This window comes from Colwellia sp. MB02u-10 (genome assembly GCF_014077185.1).
Lineage (GTDB): Bacteria > Pseudomonadota > Gammaproteobacteria > Enterobacterales > Alteromonadaceae > Cognaticolwellia.
Genome location: NZ_JACGVK010000112.1, coordinates 81728 through 100788, shown reverse-complemented (window position 1 = coordinate 100788; position 19061 = coordinate 81728). Strand labels below are relative to the sequence as shown.

The 19061-nt window shown below is 39.3% G+C and carries 9 protein-coding genes; 1 reads left to right on the top strand and 8 read right to left on the bottom strand.

Translation table 11 applies throughout. The features are described from left to right. Positions 1-586: 586 nt before the first annotated feature. The 8 genes from H4J59_RS08150 to H4J59_RS08115 form a co-directional block, all read right to left on the bottom strand. On the bottom strand, positions 587-3295 hold the full coding sequence (locus H4J59_RS08150) for a M14 metallopeptidase family protein (protein ID WP_182238391.1): 2709 nt from the start codon (positions 3293-3295) through the stop codon (positions 587-589). A 311-nt stretch (positions 3296-3606) separates the two neighbouring features. Next, entirely contained in the window at positions 3607-5205 is a 1599-nt protein-coding gene (locus H4J59_RS08145) for a glycogen synthase (protein ID WP_182238389.1), read from the bottom strand. A 136-nt stretch (positions 5206-5341) separates the two neighbouring features. Further along, on the bottom strand, positions 5342-7003 hold the full coding sequence (locus tag H4J59_RS08140) for an alpha-D-glucose phosphate-specific phosphoglucomutase (RefSeq protein WP_182238387.1): 1662 nt from the start codon (positions 7001-7003) through the stop codon (positions 5342-5344). 288 nt (positions 7004-7291) lie between these two features. Continuing rightward, positions 7292-9535 (bottom strand): 1,4-alpha-glucan branching protein GlgB, encoded by a 2244-nt coding sequence (gene glgB, locus H4J59_RS08135; RefSeq protein ID WP_182238386.1) that lies wholly within the window; start codon positions 9533-9535, stop codon positions 7292-7294. 255 nt (positions 9536-9790) lie between these two features. Beyond that, positions 9791-11062 carry a glucose-1-phosphate adenylyltransferase gene (glgC, locus tag H4J59_RS08130; RefSeq protein WP_182238384.1) on the bottom strand — a complete coding sequence of 424 codons (1272 nt, stop codon included), beginning with the start codon at positions 11060-11062 and terminating at the stop codon, positions 9791-9793. 69 nt (positions 11063-11131) lie between these two features. Continuing rightward, positions 11132-13594: a glycogen/starch/alpha-glucan phosphorylase gene (locus H4J59_RS08125; protein ID WP_182238382.1), complete on the bottom strand. Its 2463-nt coding sequence runs from the start codon at positions 13592-13594 to the stop codon at positions 11132-11134. Positions 13595-13623: 29 nt separating this feature from the next. Next, positions 13624-15702 carry a glycogen debranching protein GlgX gene (gene glgX, locus H4J59_RS08120; RefSeq protein ID WP_182238380.1) on the bottom strand — a complete coding sequence of 693 codons (2079 nt, stop codon included), beginning with the start codon at positions 15700-15702 and terminating at the stop codon, positions 13624-13626. Positions 15703-15944: 242 nt separating this feature from the next. Then, a complete protein-coding gene (locus H4J59_RS08115; RefSeq protein ID WP_182184714.1) occupies positions 15945-16241 on the bottom strand; it encodes an isoamylase early set domain-containing protein in 297 nt (98 codons plus the stop codon). A 368-nt stretch (positions 16242-16609) separates the two neighbouring features. Here H4J59_RS08115 and malQ point away from each other — a divergent pair, with 368 nt between their 5' ends. Continuing rightward, a complete protein-coding gene (gene malQ, locus H4J59_RS08110; protein WP_182238378.1) occupies positions 16610-18820 on the top strand; it encodes a 4-alpha-glucanotransferase in 2211 nt (736 codons plus the stop codon). Positions 18821-19061 lie beyond the last annotated feature (241 nt).

Below are 19061 nucleotides of genomic sequence, written 5' to 3'. Positions count from 1 at the left end.
ATTCAGAGACAAAAAGCTATCGATGGATTTGAACTTGAAGCGGACGTTAGGGTTAACGAGTTGCTAACTTCCCATAGCGTACCAATAAATCAGGTTTCAACTTTATTTGGAGTCTTTTTGGTACTTTTTGAATAAATAAAACTTACCGCTAAATTTGTTGCTATTTTTATTCACAAAAGCCCATTTATGCTCAACGGTATGAATAGGCTTGCATAGAGTTTTTGTTTCGATCTTTATTTAGCTTTACACTAGGCGGTGTTTACATAGCGTAATGGTTTAAAGTTAATCAGTAGTTAATCAGTGGTTAATCAGTAGTTAATCAGTAGTTAATACTAATCCAGAATAAAGGACAGCAGTCTCAAGTTTTAAACAAGTCTTTATAACTTGAAACTGAGTGACTAACTCAAGTGTATCGCAGGTAATATAACGTAAGAATCAGGGTGAAAAAAAGCGACTTTCGTCGCTTTAATAAAATTTACTTGGATATAAGGTTGTTGATATTTTAGTAAGCCCTACTTAACCTCGCTAAGGGGTAAATACATGGGCTCTATAGCTGTACTCGCTATAGAACCCATTAGCTTAGCTGTTATCTCAATGGCCTAGCGTGGGCTGCGGCTCTGAAAATAGTATTCATTAACATAATATTTAGTCCATCTAAATATGCCCTAGTGGTGGGCTCTTGGGTAAAAGCGATCACCATGCCTTGTTCCATAGGTTGATGAATAAGGTAAGGTTTATAAGCCAATTGCTTTTTATTTTCTGCCCATAAATAACCACTGGCTAACACATTTTCTGCATCAGTAAACCAAGCAAGGTTTTTACCTGACGCTAGTTTTATCGGCGCATATATATCGCTGCCATAGGCAATAGCGGTCAGCTTGTTATGTACCCCAACCGTTAGCCAATGTTCTTGATCAACTTCAATATTAGCCAAAACGCCGGCAACAAAGTCAGGTTTTTCTTTTGGGTTTTCACTGGCTGACACTAGCGCCTTTTTAGTGCTAAATAACTGCCCGTCAACCATGGACTCGCCTTCAACTTCTTTAACCTCTTTAGCTGCGTTTGATTTATCGTCTTTATTGTCTTTAAACGCGCGCTCTCTTTTAACATCTAACAAGGCAATATCATGCTCTGCAGCAAATTGCGTTGCACTACCCAGTGTGATCAATACACCACCACGCTTTACCCATTGCTTGATATTTTCAGCGCCACTGATGCCCAGCAACTCTTTATAGTCGCCCGAGGGTAAAATAAGCACTTGGTAATTCGATAGATTGGCACTTTTAAGCGTGTTGGTCCGTATTGCCGTCACGGGGTAATTAAACTGACGTTCAATAACGAAGCGAGTATTACCTGCACTTAGCGAACTCACGGGTTCGTCCCATGCCATAGCAATATTGGGTGCTGTCATGGTAACGGTATTGCTACTACCAAAACTGGGGCCTTGAGTAACCCAACTTGAATTAACCCCTTGCACTTGCGCGCCTGAAGCTTTGGCTATTTTCATTACTTTCGTCGCTAAGTCATCGTCATTAGTTCGCTTTTCGATGATCAAGGTACCGGCATTGTATGTTTTTTCAGCTAAGGTAAAAGCTTTATCCGCGCTTTTAACAATAATGTTTTGCTGCAGTGCTGCGGTTAAAAATCGACCAGCGGCCATATCGCCCCAAGACACCAAATAGGCAACGCTAGCGTCAGGATTAATCACCTTGCCGATAAGTGGGTCATCACTTTTAACTCTATGGCTTGCTACTTTCACGGCTTTCGAACAGGCGTCAACATCAACATCGAACATTAACGGTAATGACCAACCCGTAACATCATAGATTTCATCGGCTAATTTTCTTGCGCGTCGACGCTCTTGCTCTTTAACAAAGGCAGGTGCCATATCAACTTGCTTGGTAAAGGTGGTGGTAACAAAACGACCTTTAGGCTGAGCTGTATCAATAAAATAAGCACCGGCTTGATAGCTTTTACCACATTGTTTAAAGGCCTTTTCGGATTGTTTTACTTCAACGCCATGCTGCGCCATCAGTGTGGCAAGGCGATGACCTCCTGCGACGTTTCTGCGGTTAGGTAAAATATAGACCCGTTCTTTTTTATTTTTTTTACCCGCTGCAATCGCGCTGGTTTGATAATGGTAATAGTCATTAAGTAATTTATCGTGACGGTCAGCAACACCTTCCGCTGTAGAAATTGAAGCAACAAAATGTCGTTGAACGGTATCTTTATAGGTTAACGTTTCACCGGTCTGCTTTTTAAAGATCTCACCTCTTGCAGAAGAAACCTCATAGGTTGACGCAGATGCACCATAAAATGTTGGCCAACTATCACCATAACCTGGATAAAAAGCGTCAAAGACTTCACGAGTAAAATAATCAAAACCTAGACGGTCAAAATGTTTGCCATGGTTTTTACCAATAGCGGTCATGTTATCAATTTGAGTTTGTGTCATGTGCGGGTTAAAAGGCTGTGCTGCGGGTGAAAAGTAATAACTGCTGTCACCGCCCATTTCATGTAAATCAATCACCACTAATGGCCGATAATGATTCATCACACGAATACGGCCTGCGGTTTCAGGTTGTGTTATCGCTAACCAATCTCTGTTCATGTCAAATAGATAATGGTTTGAACGGCCACTTGGCCAAGGTTCGTTATGCTCAGCGCTTAATCTGTCGGCACTGTGTTCCATGCCTACGGTGGCGTAATAGCGACTGGTAAATCGGCTGCGCCCATCTGGATTTTGTAAAGGATCAATAAAAACGATGGTGTTTTTTAAAATTTTACGATTAGTCGCTTCATTGGGCGCGGCTAATAAATGATAAGCGGTCATCATCGCTGCATCCGTGCTACTAATTTCATTGCCATGAACGCCATAGCCTAACCATACTGAAGCAGGCAGTTGAGCAATTAACTGTTTTGCCGCCTCTTTATCGGTGATGCGTGGATCAGAAAGCTTTTGCATTTTATTGGCAAAATCATCTAAATTATCAATAACATCACTTTTACCAATAGCGACATAAATAAGCTTACGGCCTTCCCATGTACGACCGTACTCAAATAATTTAATTTGCTTGGGCGCTGCACGTTCAAGCGCTTCAAAGTAGCGCAGCATATCACCATAATGAGTAATTTTTTCGCCAACGTCATAACCTAAAACGTCGGTAAAAGTGGGTATTGAGTTATCATATTCACTGCCAGGCCACATCTGTTCGGCACTATTGGCTAAAAGTGTAAACGAGCAAACAAAGCTGATCAGGAGTGAAAAAAGTAATGGGGAGCATTTTTTTAGCATATTATTTCTCGTTCATGAGTCTGAATTAAGCTCAGAAGTTAAGTGTGTCGACTTAACGAAAATATTACGCGAAAAATAGCCTAACTAGCGAATTTATCGATGAAATTTATAAAATATCAGTTGAATGCCCTTCTGACCCCATAACTTGTCGCTAAAACTAAAAGCTATAAAAATTTTTAGCTGACATTCAGTGCTTTAACCTATTGCCACAGAAAGCACTTAGTGAAGTGGCTATGTATATAATATATAACCCCTTCACTATACCGTTTCAGCGCTAAGTAAAGAAAGTAGATTAAGGCGTAATAACAGCCTTAGTTACTGTATAAACATTTAAGGTAGTCATGTGCAACATCACTCCACAAATACCTTGATTTAAAAGCATTAGTTGAGATTTTAGTCCAACTTTTTGGGCTTTTTTGTTTTATTGCTAATACCGACTGAAAACGGCTGAGCATATTTTCAGCTTGTTGTAGCGGATTATCGCCATTGAAGGTAAAACCGTTTTTATTATCGCTTATTGTGTCACTCAAGCCACCTACGCTGTGCGCTAAACAGGGTTGTCCTGCTCGCATTGCCAACATTTGACTGATACCACAAGGTTCAAATGAGCTTGGCATTAAGAATAAATCGCCAGAATTATACATACTGAACGATAACGCTTCTGAGTAGCCTTTTAAGAAAATAAAATTACTATGCTTCGAGGCTACCTGGGCTAAAAATTCTTCTAGCTTATTATCGCCACTGCCTAATAAGATAAAAACCCCCTTATCGGACAATAGTGTTAATAACTGCTCTAACGCGGTTTCGCCATTGGCCATTACTTGTTGAAAAATCCGTACCTTTTGATCGGTAATGCGTCCAACTGACGTTAACACTAAAGGCGGTTTTTTATGCTTTTTCGTGGCCAGTTGTTTTAAGCGCGTTATCGCGATTAAATGTGCGTTATCAACTAAAGGCTTATCGGCTAGCCACTTAATAACTTCCTGTTCACAAAGCGTCATTAAATCTGTTAAGTTAAGGCGAACATTGACTTTATCTGGGTATTCGCAACCATTCAATATACCGTGCAAGCGTCCTGTAGCAGCGGCATGGCGCAAGTCATTTTCTAAACCTTCACCGCCATAATAGCCATGTTGGTCATTACTGGGTAATAATATTTCTTTGGCGTAAGTCGGTGACACTGCGTGGACTTTATCTGACAAATTAATGCCAGAACGCATCGGGTTATAACAGTTGTGGTATCTAGGATCCTTGATTTGGTTTTCATCGAAAGCTAAGTCAGGAAACCAAGCCTTTAATGATGATTCATCGCCATCAAGGGGTCTAATACCTTGCAGTGCTATATTGTGAATGGTGTAAACGGTTTTAATGGCTTTTAAGGCTTGATATTGGGGATCGTATGCGCGCAATACTGACACCATAGCGGTATGCCAGTCGTGTAAGTGTATTACGTCAATTTTACCAAAAACATCACTGATAACCGCTTTAGCCACCGCGGCGCTAAATAAGGCAAACTTGCTGGCGTCAGAGGCAAAAGGTCGATTACTGGGGTCATCACAGTAAATTTCACCTATGCCACCAATGGCAAACAAAGGATGTTCAATGACCCATTGCGTCACTTTTTTTGCTGACGTGTCTGATAAAGAGCCTGATGAAATCGTTGACGATGGTGTTAATGAAATTTTGAAAATATCAACAGTTTGCGCTTGTCCACCAAACATAACCTCTAATGCTGTCACATGTTGGGCACCGGCAAGCTTAGAAAAGCTACCATAACCTGGCATGACCACATCAACCTCTTGACCTATTTTGGCTAAAGCGAGTGGAATATCTCGAACTACGTCACCAATACCACCAACTTTTCCGCGCGGTAAAGCGTCATTTTCTGCCGCCGCCATTAATATTTTCATTTCAATACCTTTCATCTGTTCTTATATTGTTGGTTGTTTTTTCAGCAGTATGCTTATAGCGCTATACTTAAAAAATAGCCTAACAAACTCATTATAAAGCTAATTTTAGTAGGCCATTGCCATCACATTATCAGCGTTATGTGATCACGTCAGGCTTTTCTCTGCCGGTAAATTGTTTAATGCCTGCTACCGTTTCTGCTACTTGAATTAACTCACTAAGGGCTTGCTGTGTTTCTTGTGCTAACAGCGCTGGATCCTGCTGGTAACAATCTAAGTAAACTCTTAACGTTGCCCCTTGCGTACCTGTACCTGAAAGCCTGAAAACAATACGTCCACCATTGTCTAAATAAAGTCGAACGCCTTGTTCAGTAGTTTTACTCTTATCAACGGGATCAATATATTGAAAGTCATCTGCAGAAGTTATTTTAACACCCGCAATGACCTGGCCTGGTAACGAAGCAAGTTTTGCTTTTAATTGACCGATCATGCTTTGTGCATTGTCACTGTCAACCGCTTCATAATCATGGCGAGTAAAATAATCACGGCCATATTGCAACCAATGGTTTTTAACAATTTCACTGACCGGCTGTTTTTTTACTGCGATTAAGTTCAGCCAAAACAATACCGCCCATAAACCATCTTTTTCTCTGATATGATCAGAACCCGTACCGAAGCTTTCTTCGCCGCATAAGGTGATTTTACCTGCATCTAATAAATTACCGAAGAACTTCCAACCGGTTGGTGTTTCATAACAGGGTATATTCATCGCTTTGGCTACTCGATCAACCGCTCTACTGGTTGGCATTGAACGAGCAACACCCGCAATACCGTCAGCGTAAGCCGGTATTAAATCAGCATTGGCGGTTAATATCGCCAAACTATCGCACGGATTAATATAGAACTGCTTACCCAATACCATATTGCGATCGCCATCACCATCTGAGGCGGCGCCAAAATCAAAGGGATCATCACCATATAATAAAGCCACAAGCTCATGAGCATGCACTAGGTTAGGATCGGGATGACCACCACCAAAGTCGGTTAATGGCACACCATTAATCACAGAGCCAGCTGGCGCACCTAAGCGTTTTTCAAGTATTTCTTTGGCATAAGGGCCGTTAACTGCATGCATAGCATCGAAACATAGACGAAAATCGCCTTGTGCAAGCAAGCGCTTCATAGCCATAAAATCAAACATCGACTCCATCAAATTGGCATAATCATTAACGGGATCAATAATATCAATTTTACACTGTGCTATTTGCACTGTACCGAGTTGGTCAAGTTCAACATCATTAGCATCAATACTCAGGTATTGCTCCATAGATAAGGTTTGTTGAAAAATTGCATCGGTTAATTTTTCAGGCGCAGGTCCACCATTTTCGCCATTGAATTTAATCCCAAAGTCTTCATCTGGTCCTCCAGGGTTATGACTAGCGGATAAAATAATACCACCACAAGCTTGGTTTTTTCTGATCACACAAGAGGCTGCCGGTGTTGATAATATGCCACCCTGACCGACCAAAATATGAGTAAATCCATTGGCAACCGCCATGCGGATAATCACTTGTATCGCTTCGCGGTTATAAAATCGTCCATCTCCGCCTAATACCAGTTTTTTGCCGGTACAAGGCGCAATGGTATTAAAAACTGCTTGTACAAAATTTTCCAAGTAACCTGTTTGCTGGAACTGCGTCACTTTCTTTCTTAGGCCCGAAGTACCAGGTTTTTGATCGGTAAATGCTTGAGTCTTTATTTTCTTGCTTTGCTGCACTTGCTTCACTTGCTCAGTGGTCATAACTTACCCTTAAAAATAATCTGTCTTTAACTAGAGTCACCTGTAGGTTGAACTTTAGTCCATCAGGTTAAATAAAATTTAACTGCTCTGCTATCAATCCTGGTCGAAAATGCTGGTCAAAAAAACGCTGTAATTTTTTTGGCCCAGCACATTAATGGCCTGCTTAACGTTTGACGGACTGAAGTCCGATCTACAAAACACTTGCCCAACGCCGCATTATCACTCCTAATCACTAGAAAGATAATGCTAACTGCCGATCAATTTATGACGGCAATTTATGACTGCAACTTAGTCTTTTGCTTGCCATTCAAAAATCATGGTCGCTAAAGGAGGAACAGACATAATAACTAGGTTTTCTTGACCTGCGTAAGGCTCATTTACCGAGTAGACACCGCCGCCATTGCCGATATTACTACCGCCATAGTTGCTGCTGTCAGTATTTAAACATTCTCGATAAAAACCAGACAAAGGCACTCCGACACAAAAATTTTCGTAGCTGCTTGGTGTCAAATTAACAACAACCAAAGCGGGTGCCGTGCCTGCTTGCCCTTTTCTTAAATAAATCAATATTGATTGTTTATTATTTTGTGAGTCTAGCCATTCAAAACCACTATTATCGCAGTCAAGCTCATATAACGCTGGGATATTTCGATAAGTGTGATTAAGATCTTTAATCAGCGTTTGTACGCCTTTATGATTAGCATGCTCAAGTAAATGCCAATCTAAACTTTGGTCATGATTCCATTCTTCACGTTGAGCAAATTCACAGCCCATAAACAATAACTTTTTCCCGGGATGAGTCCACATAAAGCCGTAATACGCGCGTAAGTTGGCAAACTTTTGCCAATCATCGCCCGGCATTTTATTCAGTAGTGAACCTTTACCATGCACGACTTCATCATGACTAATAGGCAAAACAAAGTTCTCACTAAAACTGTAAACTAAACCGAAGGTCATTTCGCTGTGATGATGTTGACGATGAATGGGATCACGCGCCATAAACTTTAACGTGTCATTCATCCAACCCATGTTCCATTTAAAGCCAAAGCCTAAACCACCAGCGTCAACCGGTTTAGACACACCGGGCCAAGCGGTTGATTCTTCAGCAATCATCATAACACCAGGATGTTTTGCATAAGAGCGAGTATTAACCTGTTGTAATAATTCAATCGCTTCTAAGTTTTCTCTGCCGCCATGAATATTAGGTAACCACTCGCCCGCTTCTCGGCTGTAATCTAAATACAACATAGAGGCAACGGCATCAACGCGTAAGCCATCGATATGGAATTGGTCTAGCCAATAAATAGCATTACTGATCAAATAGCTTTGTACTTCTGCGCGACCGTAGTTATAAATAAGGGTCTGCCAATCGGGATGAAAACCTTTGCGAACATCTTCGTGTTCATAAAGACAAGTGCCATCAAAGTTACCCGTACCATGCTTATCCGTTGGAAAATGTCCCGGTACCCAATCCAGTAGTAAACCAATACCAGAGCGGTGACAACAATCAACAAAAAATTTAAAGTCATCACTACTACCAAAACGTGCCGTAGGTGCGAAAAGTCCAATCGGTTGATAACCCCATGAACCGTCAAAAGGGTATTCACTTACTGGCATAAGTTGCAGATGGGTAAAGCCCATTTCTACGGCATAAGGGACTAATTGCTCAGCTAATTCACGGTAAGTTAAATAACTTGGTGCGTGAATATGATCGGCATTATTTTCTTGGTTTCTTTTCCAAGATCCTAAATGCACTTCGTAAATAGAAACCGCGCCATTATAATGATTAGATGACCTGTCGCGTTCATTTATCCACTGCTGGTCTTGCCATTGATAGTCACTGTTTTGCATAACTTTAGACGCAGTTTCAGGGGCAAGTTGCATAGAAAAAGTATAGGGATCAGCTTTTAAAGGTTGAATTTGAAAGTTTTGATCGGCTATTTCGTATTTATAACTGGCACTAGCAGCAACATTAGGGAGAAATATTTCCCAAACGCCAGAGCCTTGATGTTTGCGCATGACATGACGTCGACCATCCCAAAAGTTAAAATCGCCTACTACAGAAACACGAGACGCGTTAGGCGCCCACAAAACAAAATGCGTTCCTTGGACATTACCTACTGTCACTTCATGCGAGCCCATCCATTGATAGGTTTGTTCGTCAGTACCTTCACAAAAAAGGTATAAGTCTTGATGCGTTAATAAAGAGGGATAACGATATGGGTCATCAACAATAACGCTTTCGTTTTTATAATAAACGCGTAAACGGTAATCAAATGCATTTCTTCTTCGGCCTAATTTTCCTTCAAAAAGTCCAGCTTGATCAACGCTATTGAGTGTTGCCACCAATTTATCATTTTTGCTATCGATTACTTCGACACTGAGTGCCTCAGGTAAAAAAGCTCGCACAATTAACCCGCTCGCTGTTGGGTGATTATGCATGCCTAAGACAGAAAAAACATCTTGATGTTGCAGATTAACTATTGCTTTAACCGATTCGTTATCTAACAAGCTTTTTGCTAGGTTATTCATTGTGTCTTCCTAGTATATCGTTAACTCTTTATGTGATTACTTTTACCAACCTAGAATTCATGACTTTAAAATAAATCATTAAAAACAAAAGATTAATTGTAATTAATCAAAATAAAACCTAAAGATTTACTCACGATAGTTCATGACAAACTAACCTTTGTAAACTGCTATAAAAGTTAAGTAAAATTGATAATAACGTAGGTAATTTCATCAACATTCGAAATTACCCGTTAAATTAATAATACTTATCACTAACTAGTTAGTAGGCTTCTCTAGTTTTTCAAGCATATCTCTAGTGACTAAAACCACGCCTTTACTAGTAACCCTAAAGCCATTCGCACGGTCATCATCATGATTTATGCCAATTTCCATACCTTCTGGAATAACACAACTTCGATCGATAATAGCTTTTTTAATTTTACTGTTACGATTAATAATAACCCCAGGTAAAACAACGGATTCATCAATATCACAATAAGAGTTAACTCTTACTTTTGAAAATAACAAAGAGCGTTTCACTGTAGAACCCGAGACAACAACGCCGCCAGATACTGTAGAGTCAATCGCTATACCGCGACGATTGTCTTGGTCAAAAACAAATTTAGCCGGGGCAGTTTGTTCTTGGTAAGTCCAAATAGGCCAATTTTCATCATACATATTCAGTTGCGGCTCTGGAGCAACTAATTCCATATTAGCTTCCCAGAAAGAATCTAAAGTACCCACATCGCGCCAATAAGGTTGTTTTTCGCTATCAGGGTCTTTAAATGGAAAGGCAAATACCCGATGAGATTTGATTATTTTAGGAATAATGTCATTACCAAAATCGCCACTTGAGCCTTCTTCTGCGGCATCTTTTTCTAGTTGCTCAAATAAAAACTCAGTATTAAAAACATAGTTACCCATTGACGCTAGTGTAACGCCAGGTTTACCAGGCACTTCAGATGGATTGGCCGGTTTTTCATCAAATCGACAAACACGACTGTCTTCATCAACGGTCATTACACCGAACTGACCCGCCGCTTCTTCAACCGAGGTTTCAATACAACAAACGGTCATATCAGCTTCACTAGCAACATGCTGCGCCAGTAATGGACCATAATCCATACGATAAACATGATCACCTGATAAAATCATGACGTATTTTGGCAATTCATGTCTGATAATATCAATGTTTTGAAAAACAGCATCTGCCGTGCCTAGATACCAACCTTCGCCTTTTTGCTGTGATGCCGGTAAAATTTCAATTGACTCACCTAATTCTTTTTTAAAGTGTCCCCAGCCACGGCTGATATGACGAATCAGCGAGTGTGATTTATACTGAGTTGCAATACCAACGCGTCTAATACCTGAATTAATACAGTTAGATAAAGGAAAATCGATGATCCTAAATTTACCACCAAAAAACGTTGCCGGCTTAGCTCTTTTGTCTGTTAGTTCATACAATCGTGAACCTCGGCCCCCCGCCAAAACCAACGCATAAGTTTCTTTTGTTAAACTACTTATTCTTCTTTCTACATAATTGGGCATAACTTATCCTCTATAAAACATTAAGTAACGTTCAAAAAATAGCGTTTTACTTTTTAACTAAGTAAATGACTAAAGCTTCCATATTTCATCTCGATATTGCCTGATCGTATGATCGCTCGAAAATACACCACTAGCTGCAGTGTTTAAAATACTCATTTTGGTCCACAAGGTTTGATCGTTATAAGCTTTATCAACAAGGCGTTGAGCTTGAAAATAACTGTCAAAATCATAAGCGGTTAACCACATATCATCTGGATTACGAATAGCATTAATAATTGAATCGAAAATACAGGGTTCAAATAAATTAAAGTGACCACTTTCTAACAAGTGCATTACCGCCGATAACGTTGCAGAATTAGCGATAATGTCGTTAGGTTGATAATTTGCTCGAATATCTGAAATTTCGTGAGCTTGAGCGCCGAATAAGAAAAAGTTTTCTGCGCCAACGGCATCTCTAATTTCAATGTTTGCGCCATCTAATGTCCCTATGGTTAGCGCACCATTCATCATAAACTTCATGTTACCCGTACCTGAGGCTTCTTTACCTGCCGTTGATATTTGCTCAGACAAATCAGTTGCAGGGCAAATAATTTCCATCGCAGAAACATTGTAGTTCGGTACAAAAGCAACTTTTAAGTACTTAGCCGCTTTAGGGTCTAAATTGATGGTGTCAGCGACATTATTAATCAGTTTAATAATCTCCTTCGCCATCACATAGCCTGGAGCCGCTTTACCGCCAATAAGTACGCAACGCGGGGTAATATCTGCGGTATCGCCTTTACGAATACGATCATACAAGCCAATAACATGTAAAATATTCAGTAGTTGGCGTTTGTATTCATGAATACGTTTAACTTGCACATCAAACATCATATCAACACCAAACTTAACGCCTGTTGCTTGTTCTACATAGTCAGCTAAAACGGCTTTATTGGCCTGTTTACTTGCTCGCCATTTTTCTTGAAAAGCATGCTCTTCTGCAAATTTACTTAATTGAGCAACATGAGCAAAATCAGCAACCCAGCCTTTATCAATTTTACTTGAGATAAGTTTAGCTAAACTGGTATTGCAATGAGATAACCAACGGCGTGGAGTAACACCATTAGTTTTATTATTGAATTTTTCAGGCCAAAGTTGGTAAAAGTTATTAAATAATCCGGCTTTTAACAGTTTAGTATGCAAAGCCGCCACACCATTAACTGAATAACTACCCACAATCGCTAAGTGTGCCATACGTACCTGTGGTTCATGGCCTTCTTCAATTAATGACAATGCTTGTTGCTTACTGGTATTTCCAGGCCATGCAACAGCAACCTGTTGAAGAAAGCGGGCATTAATTTCATAAATAATTTCTAAAATACGCGGTATTAGCTTAGCGAATAAACTAACAGGCCACTTCTCTAACGCTTCAGGTAATAGCGTATGATTGGTGTAGGCCATTGTTTGTGAAGTAATATTCCATGCGTCATCCCATGACATAAAATAGTCATCAATCAAAATACGCATTAATTCAGCAACAGCAATGCTTGGATGGGTATCGTTGAGCTGAAAACTATTCAGTTCAACAAATTGATCAAAGTTGTCACCACAATTTTCAACATAACTATTAATCGTATCTTGCAGAGATGCTGAAGATAAAAAGTATTGTTGTCTTAGGCGCAGTTCTTTGCCATTTTCACTACTGTCGTTTGGATAAAGTACCATAGTGATTTGTTCAGCTAGATTTTTTTTAGCGACCGATTCAGTATAACTACCGGCGTTAAATTCATCTAAATCAAATTCATCTGTCGCTTCAGACTTCCATAATCTTAAGGTATTAACAATACCATTTTGATAGCCAGGAATCGGCATATCATAAGGCACGGCAAGCACGTCTTGAGTATTATTCCATTGGCGATGCTGTTGCCCATTGCGCTCTTTAATCACATCAACATGACCAAAAAATTTAACTCTGATAGTTTTTTCAGGTGCGGCTATTTCCCATGGATTACCATTACGTAACCAATTATCAGGATGCTCAACTTGCGCGCCATTTTTAATTTCTTGATTGAACATGCCGTATTCATAACGAATACCGTAGCCTATGACGGGTAAAGACAAACTTGCACAGCTATCTAAGAAACAGGCCGCTAAACGTCCTAGACCACCATTACCTAGGCCAGCGTCATGTTCTGCTTGTTCAACATCTTCTAACTCACAGCAATAACCTTTTAAAGCATCACGAACGGTATCATCTAAATCTAAATTTAAAATAGCGTTATTCAGTGTGCGACCCATTAAAAATTCTAATGAAATATAACCCACACGACGCTGATGACCTCGAGATTCCCTAGTTTCTCGCCATTGTGCAACTAAACGATCACGAATAGTGATGGCGAGCGCGTTATAAAGGTATAAGTGAGACTTTTGCATTTTGTCACGACCTAATGAAAAATGAAAATGTCGAGCTAAGTCTTCTGAAAAGGTGTGCTCATTCATCAGAACACTCCCATCTGATGCAGTAATTTCGCATTGAGTATTTTTTTTATTCATCAATCAGTACATCCTATTTATTTTTATAATCAATTATTTAATAAAACAATTGTTGAAAATGGTGCCATGGTAATCAGTCGTTCTGCCGGTATATTTCGTACTTCTGCTTGCTCACTGCTCGACGTTGTATCAATCATAACTTGCCAGTGCTTTACGGTATCAATCTCTGGCAATTGAAATTCTATCGGCTCTGAACCGGCATGAAAAAGGCAGAGAATAACCGGCGTATCTGGCGCTTTCTCTTGTATTAAATAACCTAATGTTGCCGCATGATGAGAATGCCAATGATCTTTTTGCATTTCGAATCCTGACGGATGGAACCAAGTGATATCCACGGCAGATTTCTCATCATCTTTATGAATAAAACGATCATGGGTTAAGATAGAAAAGCGTTTTCTGAGTTCAGTCAAGCTCGCGGTAAATAATTTAAGTTCTTGCGCATAAAGCGCGTTTTCATCCCAATCTAACCAATTTATTTCATTGTCTTGGCAATAAGCATTGTTATTGCCCTGTTGACTACGCCCTATTTCATCTCCTGCCAGTAGCATAGGTACGCCTTGAGACAACATGAGCGTTGCCATCATGTTTTTTATTTGCCGTAATCTAAGCGACAAAATTTCCTCATCACTAGTTTCACCTTCTATGCCGTAATTATGAGCAAAATTATCGGAATGACCATCGCGATTGTTTTCACCGTTGGCTTCATTATGACGGTCTTGATAACTGACTAAATCACGTAAAGTATTACCATCATGACTGCAAAGAAAATTGATGCTAGCAAAGGGTTGGCGACCACTGTGTTCAAAAATATCACTTGAGCCATGAATTCTGCGGGCAAACTCAGGCAACAAGCCTTTATCGCCTCGCCAATAACGTCTCATGGTATCTCGATAACGGTCGTTCCATTCAGACCACGGCGATGGAAACCCGCCTAATTGGTAGCCTCCGGGACCAATATCCCATGGCTCGGCAATCATTTTTACACTATTGAGAATGGGATCTTGTAAAACAGCGTCTAAAAAGCCATTACTTTTATCAAAACCATGTAGCTCTCGCCCTAAAATAGTGGCTAAATCAAACCTAAAGCCGTCAACACCCATCACCTGAACCCAATAACGTAAACTGTCCATCACCATTTGCAATACACGGGGATGACTAATGTTCAGGGTATTTCCACAGCCAGTGTCGTTAATGTAATATCGGGGTTCAGCAGAATTTAAGCGATAGTAAGAAAGGTTATCTATGCCTCTAAAGCTTAACGTTGGCCCTAATCTATTCCCCTCACACGTATGGTTGTAAACCACATCAATTAACACTTCAAAACCCGCCTGATGCAGTTCATCAACCATGCGTTGAAAATCAAGTATTTGATTATGGTTTAAGTAATCTTGATGGGGCACAAAAAACGCCAGTGAGTTATAGCCCCAATAATTAGACAATTTTTTGTCAGTTAAAAATTGCTCTGAAATGAATTGCTGTACCGGTAGTAATTCTATCGTTGTGATACCAATAGCACGATAATGAGCGATCATCGCCGGATGACTAATACCTAAAAAAGAACCGCGTAAGTGTTCAGGTACTTGAGGGTTAAGTGCCGTTAGGCCTTTAACATGACCTTCGTAAATAACGGTGTTTTTCCACGCGATGGGCTTTCTTTGTACAAGCGTTGCAGAGACGTCAGTAACCACAGCTTTGAGCATTACATCGGCATTATCTCTAGCATCAAACGATAAATCTTTTTTAGGATCATTTACATTATAAGCAAAGTGACGCTCTGACCATGAAAAGTTACCTGTTAATGCTTTTGCATAGGGATCTAACAATAATTTATGATGATTAAAGCGATGACCAAACTCTGGATTATAAGGCCCATAAACGCGATAACCATAAACTAACCCGGCTTTAGCGCCTTTAAGAAAGCCATGCCAAATATCATGTTCACGCTGGGGTAAAACAAAACGTTTTAATTCTTTGTTGCCATATTGGTCAAAAATACACAGTTCAATTTTTTCCGCATGAGCTGAAAAAATAGCAAAATTAACCCCAGTTTCAGTAACAGTGGCGCCTATTGGATAGACACTGCCGGGCTCCATTCTATAATGTTCCATGTTGCTCCAGTAACGTAAGACAGATGACTATCGTTTAATTTATACAGAGTGCCATCTTAATTAAAGTAATAAATTAGAGTAATAAATTAAAGTTTGTTATAAATTAAATCATCAAAAGCTAAACTTGAAGTAAACATTTGCTTTCGATTTTAGTCCATTAAAATAGTGTTCATCGTTTATAAAATAAAAGACAAAGGCTTTATTCAATACTTGCCCAACATAACCATTGTTTCAGTTACATTTTAAGGCGTAGTGACTACGACACTATTTTCACTGCCAAATTCATTGGGTAAGTATTGGTCAGCTTGATAATCATTTTCCCACTCAGTAGCATTTAAAAGGTAACGAAAATGAAAAATGCCCCCTTTAGGTAATCTCAGCTTGGTTTTAAAACTCTGTGTTTTTTTATTAAACTTCATTTCAATAGCTTGCCAGTCATTAAAATCACCCACGAGTGCGGCTGTTGTTACGTCACTTCTATTAAATTCAAAAGTGACTTCAGTTTCATCTTTAGTTTTAAAAAATTTCTTAGTTAGCATTGTTATTCTCCATAAATAATGCACTAATTGATCTGAAATCAGTGATTTCGCTTTATTTAAGTGCTAAATTTTACGACTAATTGCCCATAATGCGCGTTGTCGGTTGCAATAGTCATTTATATATCGCCATGATAGAACAGTATAAATCGAGTCAATTATAAAAACTAACCAGCATCATTAAAGTGATTTTACTATTTTGCTTATGATGTAATTTTATTTTGTTGTAAAATTATGTAAAAAAATTACATTTAATAAGTTAACAGCTAAAAAAGTACTGTTAAAAGCTTTTATTGCTGTAATTCTAAACTATAAATTGTTAAAATTACAACAAAATGTAATTTTATTTCATAATAAAAAAGAGAGTTTACATGAGTCTCATCGAACAATTAGCCGATTTAGTGGGTTTTCACTCAAGTTACACCGGGACATTTGGCGATCAAGTGTATGCTAAAGACCAAGCGAAACGGGCGTTGTTAAAAGCAATGGGTTTTGAATTGGATGACAAGTCATTAACTGAATCAATCGCTTTTTTAAAGCAAAGTCAATGGCTTAATATATTACCTGTTGTTCATATTGCTAAACTTGAAGAACAGCAACATGTGATTAAAGTCAGTCTGCCTAAAATGGGCAAGTTATTACTCAATTGGAAGGTAACACCTGAGGTAGGCAGTGAAATAGAGAGCAAAATAGCCAGTGAAGTCATAGGCTCGATTAACGTTGACGACATGCAAATTATTGCTGAGCAAAAAATAGCTGAAACACAATATTACCAATATTTATTAGTTTTACCTAAGGTTGAGCAAGGTTATTACCAACTAACTATAAGCTTTGGTGATGTTCAAGCGAGTTGTCCACTGCTCTATGCACCTAAAAACTGTTACAGCGCTCAAGAAGCTTCAGTGAATAAAATATGGGGCTACACTGCACAGCTGTATTCACTGCGTAGTAAAAATAATTGGGGCATAGGTGACTTTACTGATTTAGCTAAACTGGTTGAAACCTCAGCGCAGCAACAGGCCTCTGCTGTTGGATTAAATCCATTGCATCCGCTTTATCAACAAAATCCTGGCCATCGTAGCCCTTATTCACCATCAAGTCGTTGCTTTTTAAATCCACTCTATATAGATGTCACCAAGGTAGCCAACTTCGAATACTGTGAACTTGCACAAATAAAAGTAAAAACTAAAGCCTTTAAGCAAAACATTACCGATGCTAAAGCAAGTGATTTGATTGATTACTCTGCGGTTGCAAAACTTAAGTTTGAAATCACCGAGTTGTTGTTCGAAGATTTTTATCACTACGATACCAGTGCTAATAAAACCGATTGTTATAAAAAAATGTCAGTCGAGTTTGATCATTTTAAAAAAATAAATGGTCAAAAATTACAACGTTTTGCCACCTTCGATACTTTGTATGAGTATTTTAATATCGCGGATAAAAATGCTTATGGTTGGCAAGATTGGCCAACTAGCTTTCAAGATCCAGATAGTGAAGAGGTGTATAGATTTCAACTTGCTCATGCTGCACGCATTGAGTACTTTTGTTTCTTGCAATGGATAGCACATCAACAATTGAGTGCCGTCACTCAATATACAATCGACAAAGATATGGCCATTGGCTTATATCTTGACTTAGCGGTAGGCTGTGATGGCTCAGGCTTTGATGTTTGGTCTGATAAAGAACTTTATGTTACTGGTGCTTCAATCGGCGCACCACCTGATGGTATGAACCCGCTTGGACAAAATTGGGGATTAACACCGATTAACCCTGTCGCATTACAAAAACAGGGCTATCAGTCATTAGTAAAAGCACTTCGTAGTAGTATGCAATATGCCGGTGCTTTACGTATTGATCATATTTTAGGCTTAATGCGACAATATTGGGTAGCGCCAGGCATGGCAGCAAATGAAGGTGTTTATATTAACTTTCCTTGGGATGATATTTTACGGGTGATCGCCTTAGAGTCTCGTCGTAATCATTGCGTTGTGATTGGCGAAGACTTAGGTAATGTGCCTGAAGGGTTTAGCGAAACGATTCAAAATGCAGGTCTTTTATCTTTCAAAGTATTGTTTTTTGAGCGTTGGGAGTCTGGTTTATTCAAACGCCCTGAAAATTTCCCCACTCAATCAGTGATAACAGTTGCCACCCATGACACCGCAACATTAACGGGTTGGTGGCAAGGGCGAGATTTACAATGGCGTCAACAACTTAAGCTTTATCCTAATGATGAAGCCGGACATGCTGATAGAGATGCACGCGCCAGTGAACGTGAAAACCTGCTTGCAGCTTTAAACGATCTGCAAGTAATTGATATGAGCAAAGCGCCACCACTTGAACCCGCTCTGATGAATACCGAGCTGAGCATTGCTGTGCAAAAATATTTAGCCGCTTCGCCAAGTCATCTTCAACTCATTCCATTGGAAGATGCCTTAGAAATATCTGAACAAGTGAATATTCCAGGTACCATTGATCAGCACCCTAATTGGTTACAAAAATTACCAATAGCGCTAGAGGATTTTTCTCAAACCAGTTCAGTGAAAAAAATAGCTCAAGCGATGAATATAGCGAGGCCAAAATAAATAAATTTTTATAGCATATAAACTCTGCTGAAAGGTTTATAACTCAGTAAGCCTAACGAATAGTTCAACAAAATATAACTTTCATTGATTCTATTATGCCATTAAGTATCATATCCTGTGTCTTACTGGCTACTTTACCCTACCAGCAACCACTTGATATTGTTGGTAATCTCACTTAAAAATTATTTTTAATAACAACCCTATCATTGGTTATTTAAAAGCCTCTAAAACATTTTGCATC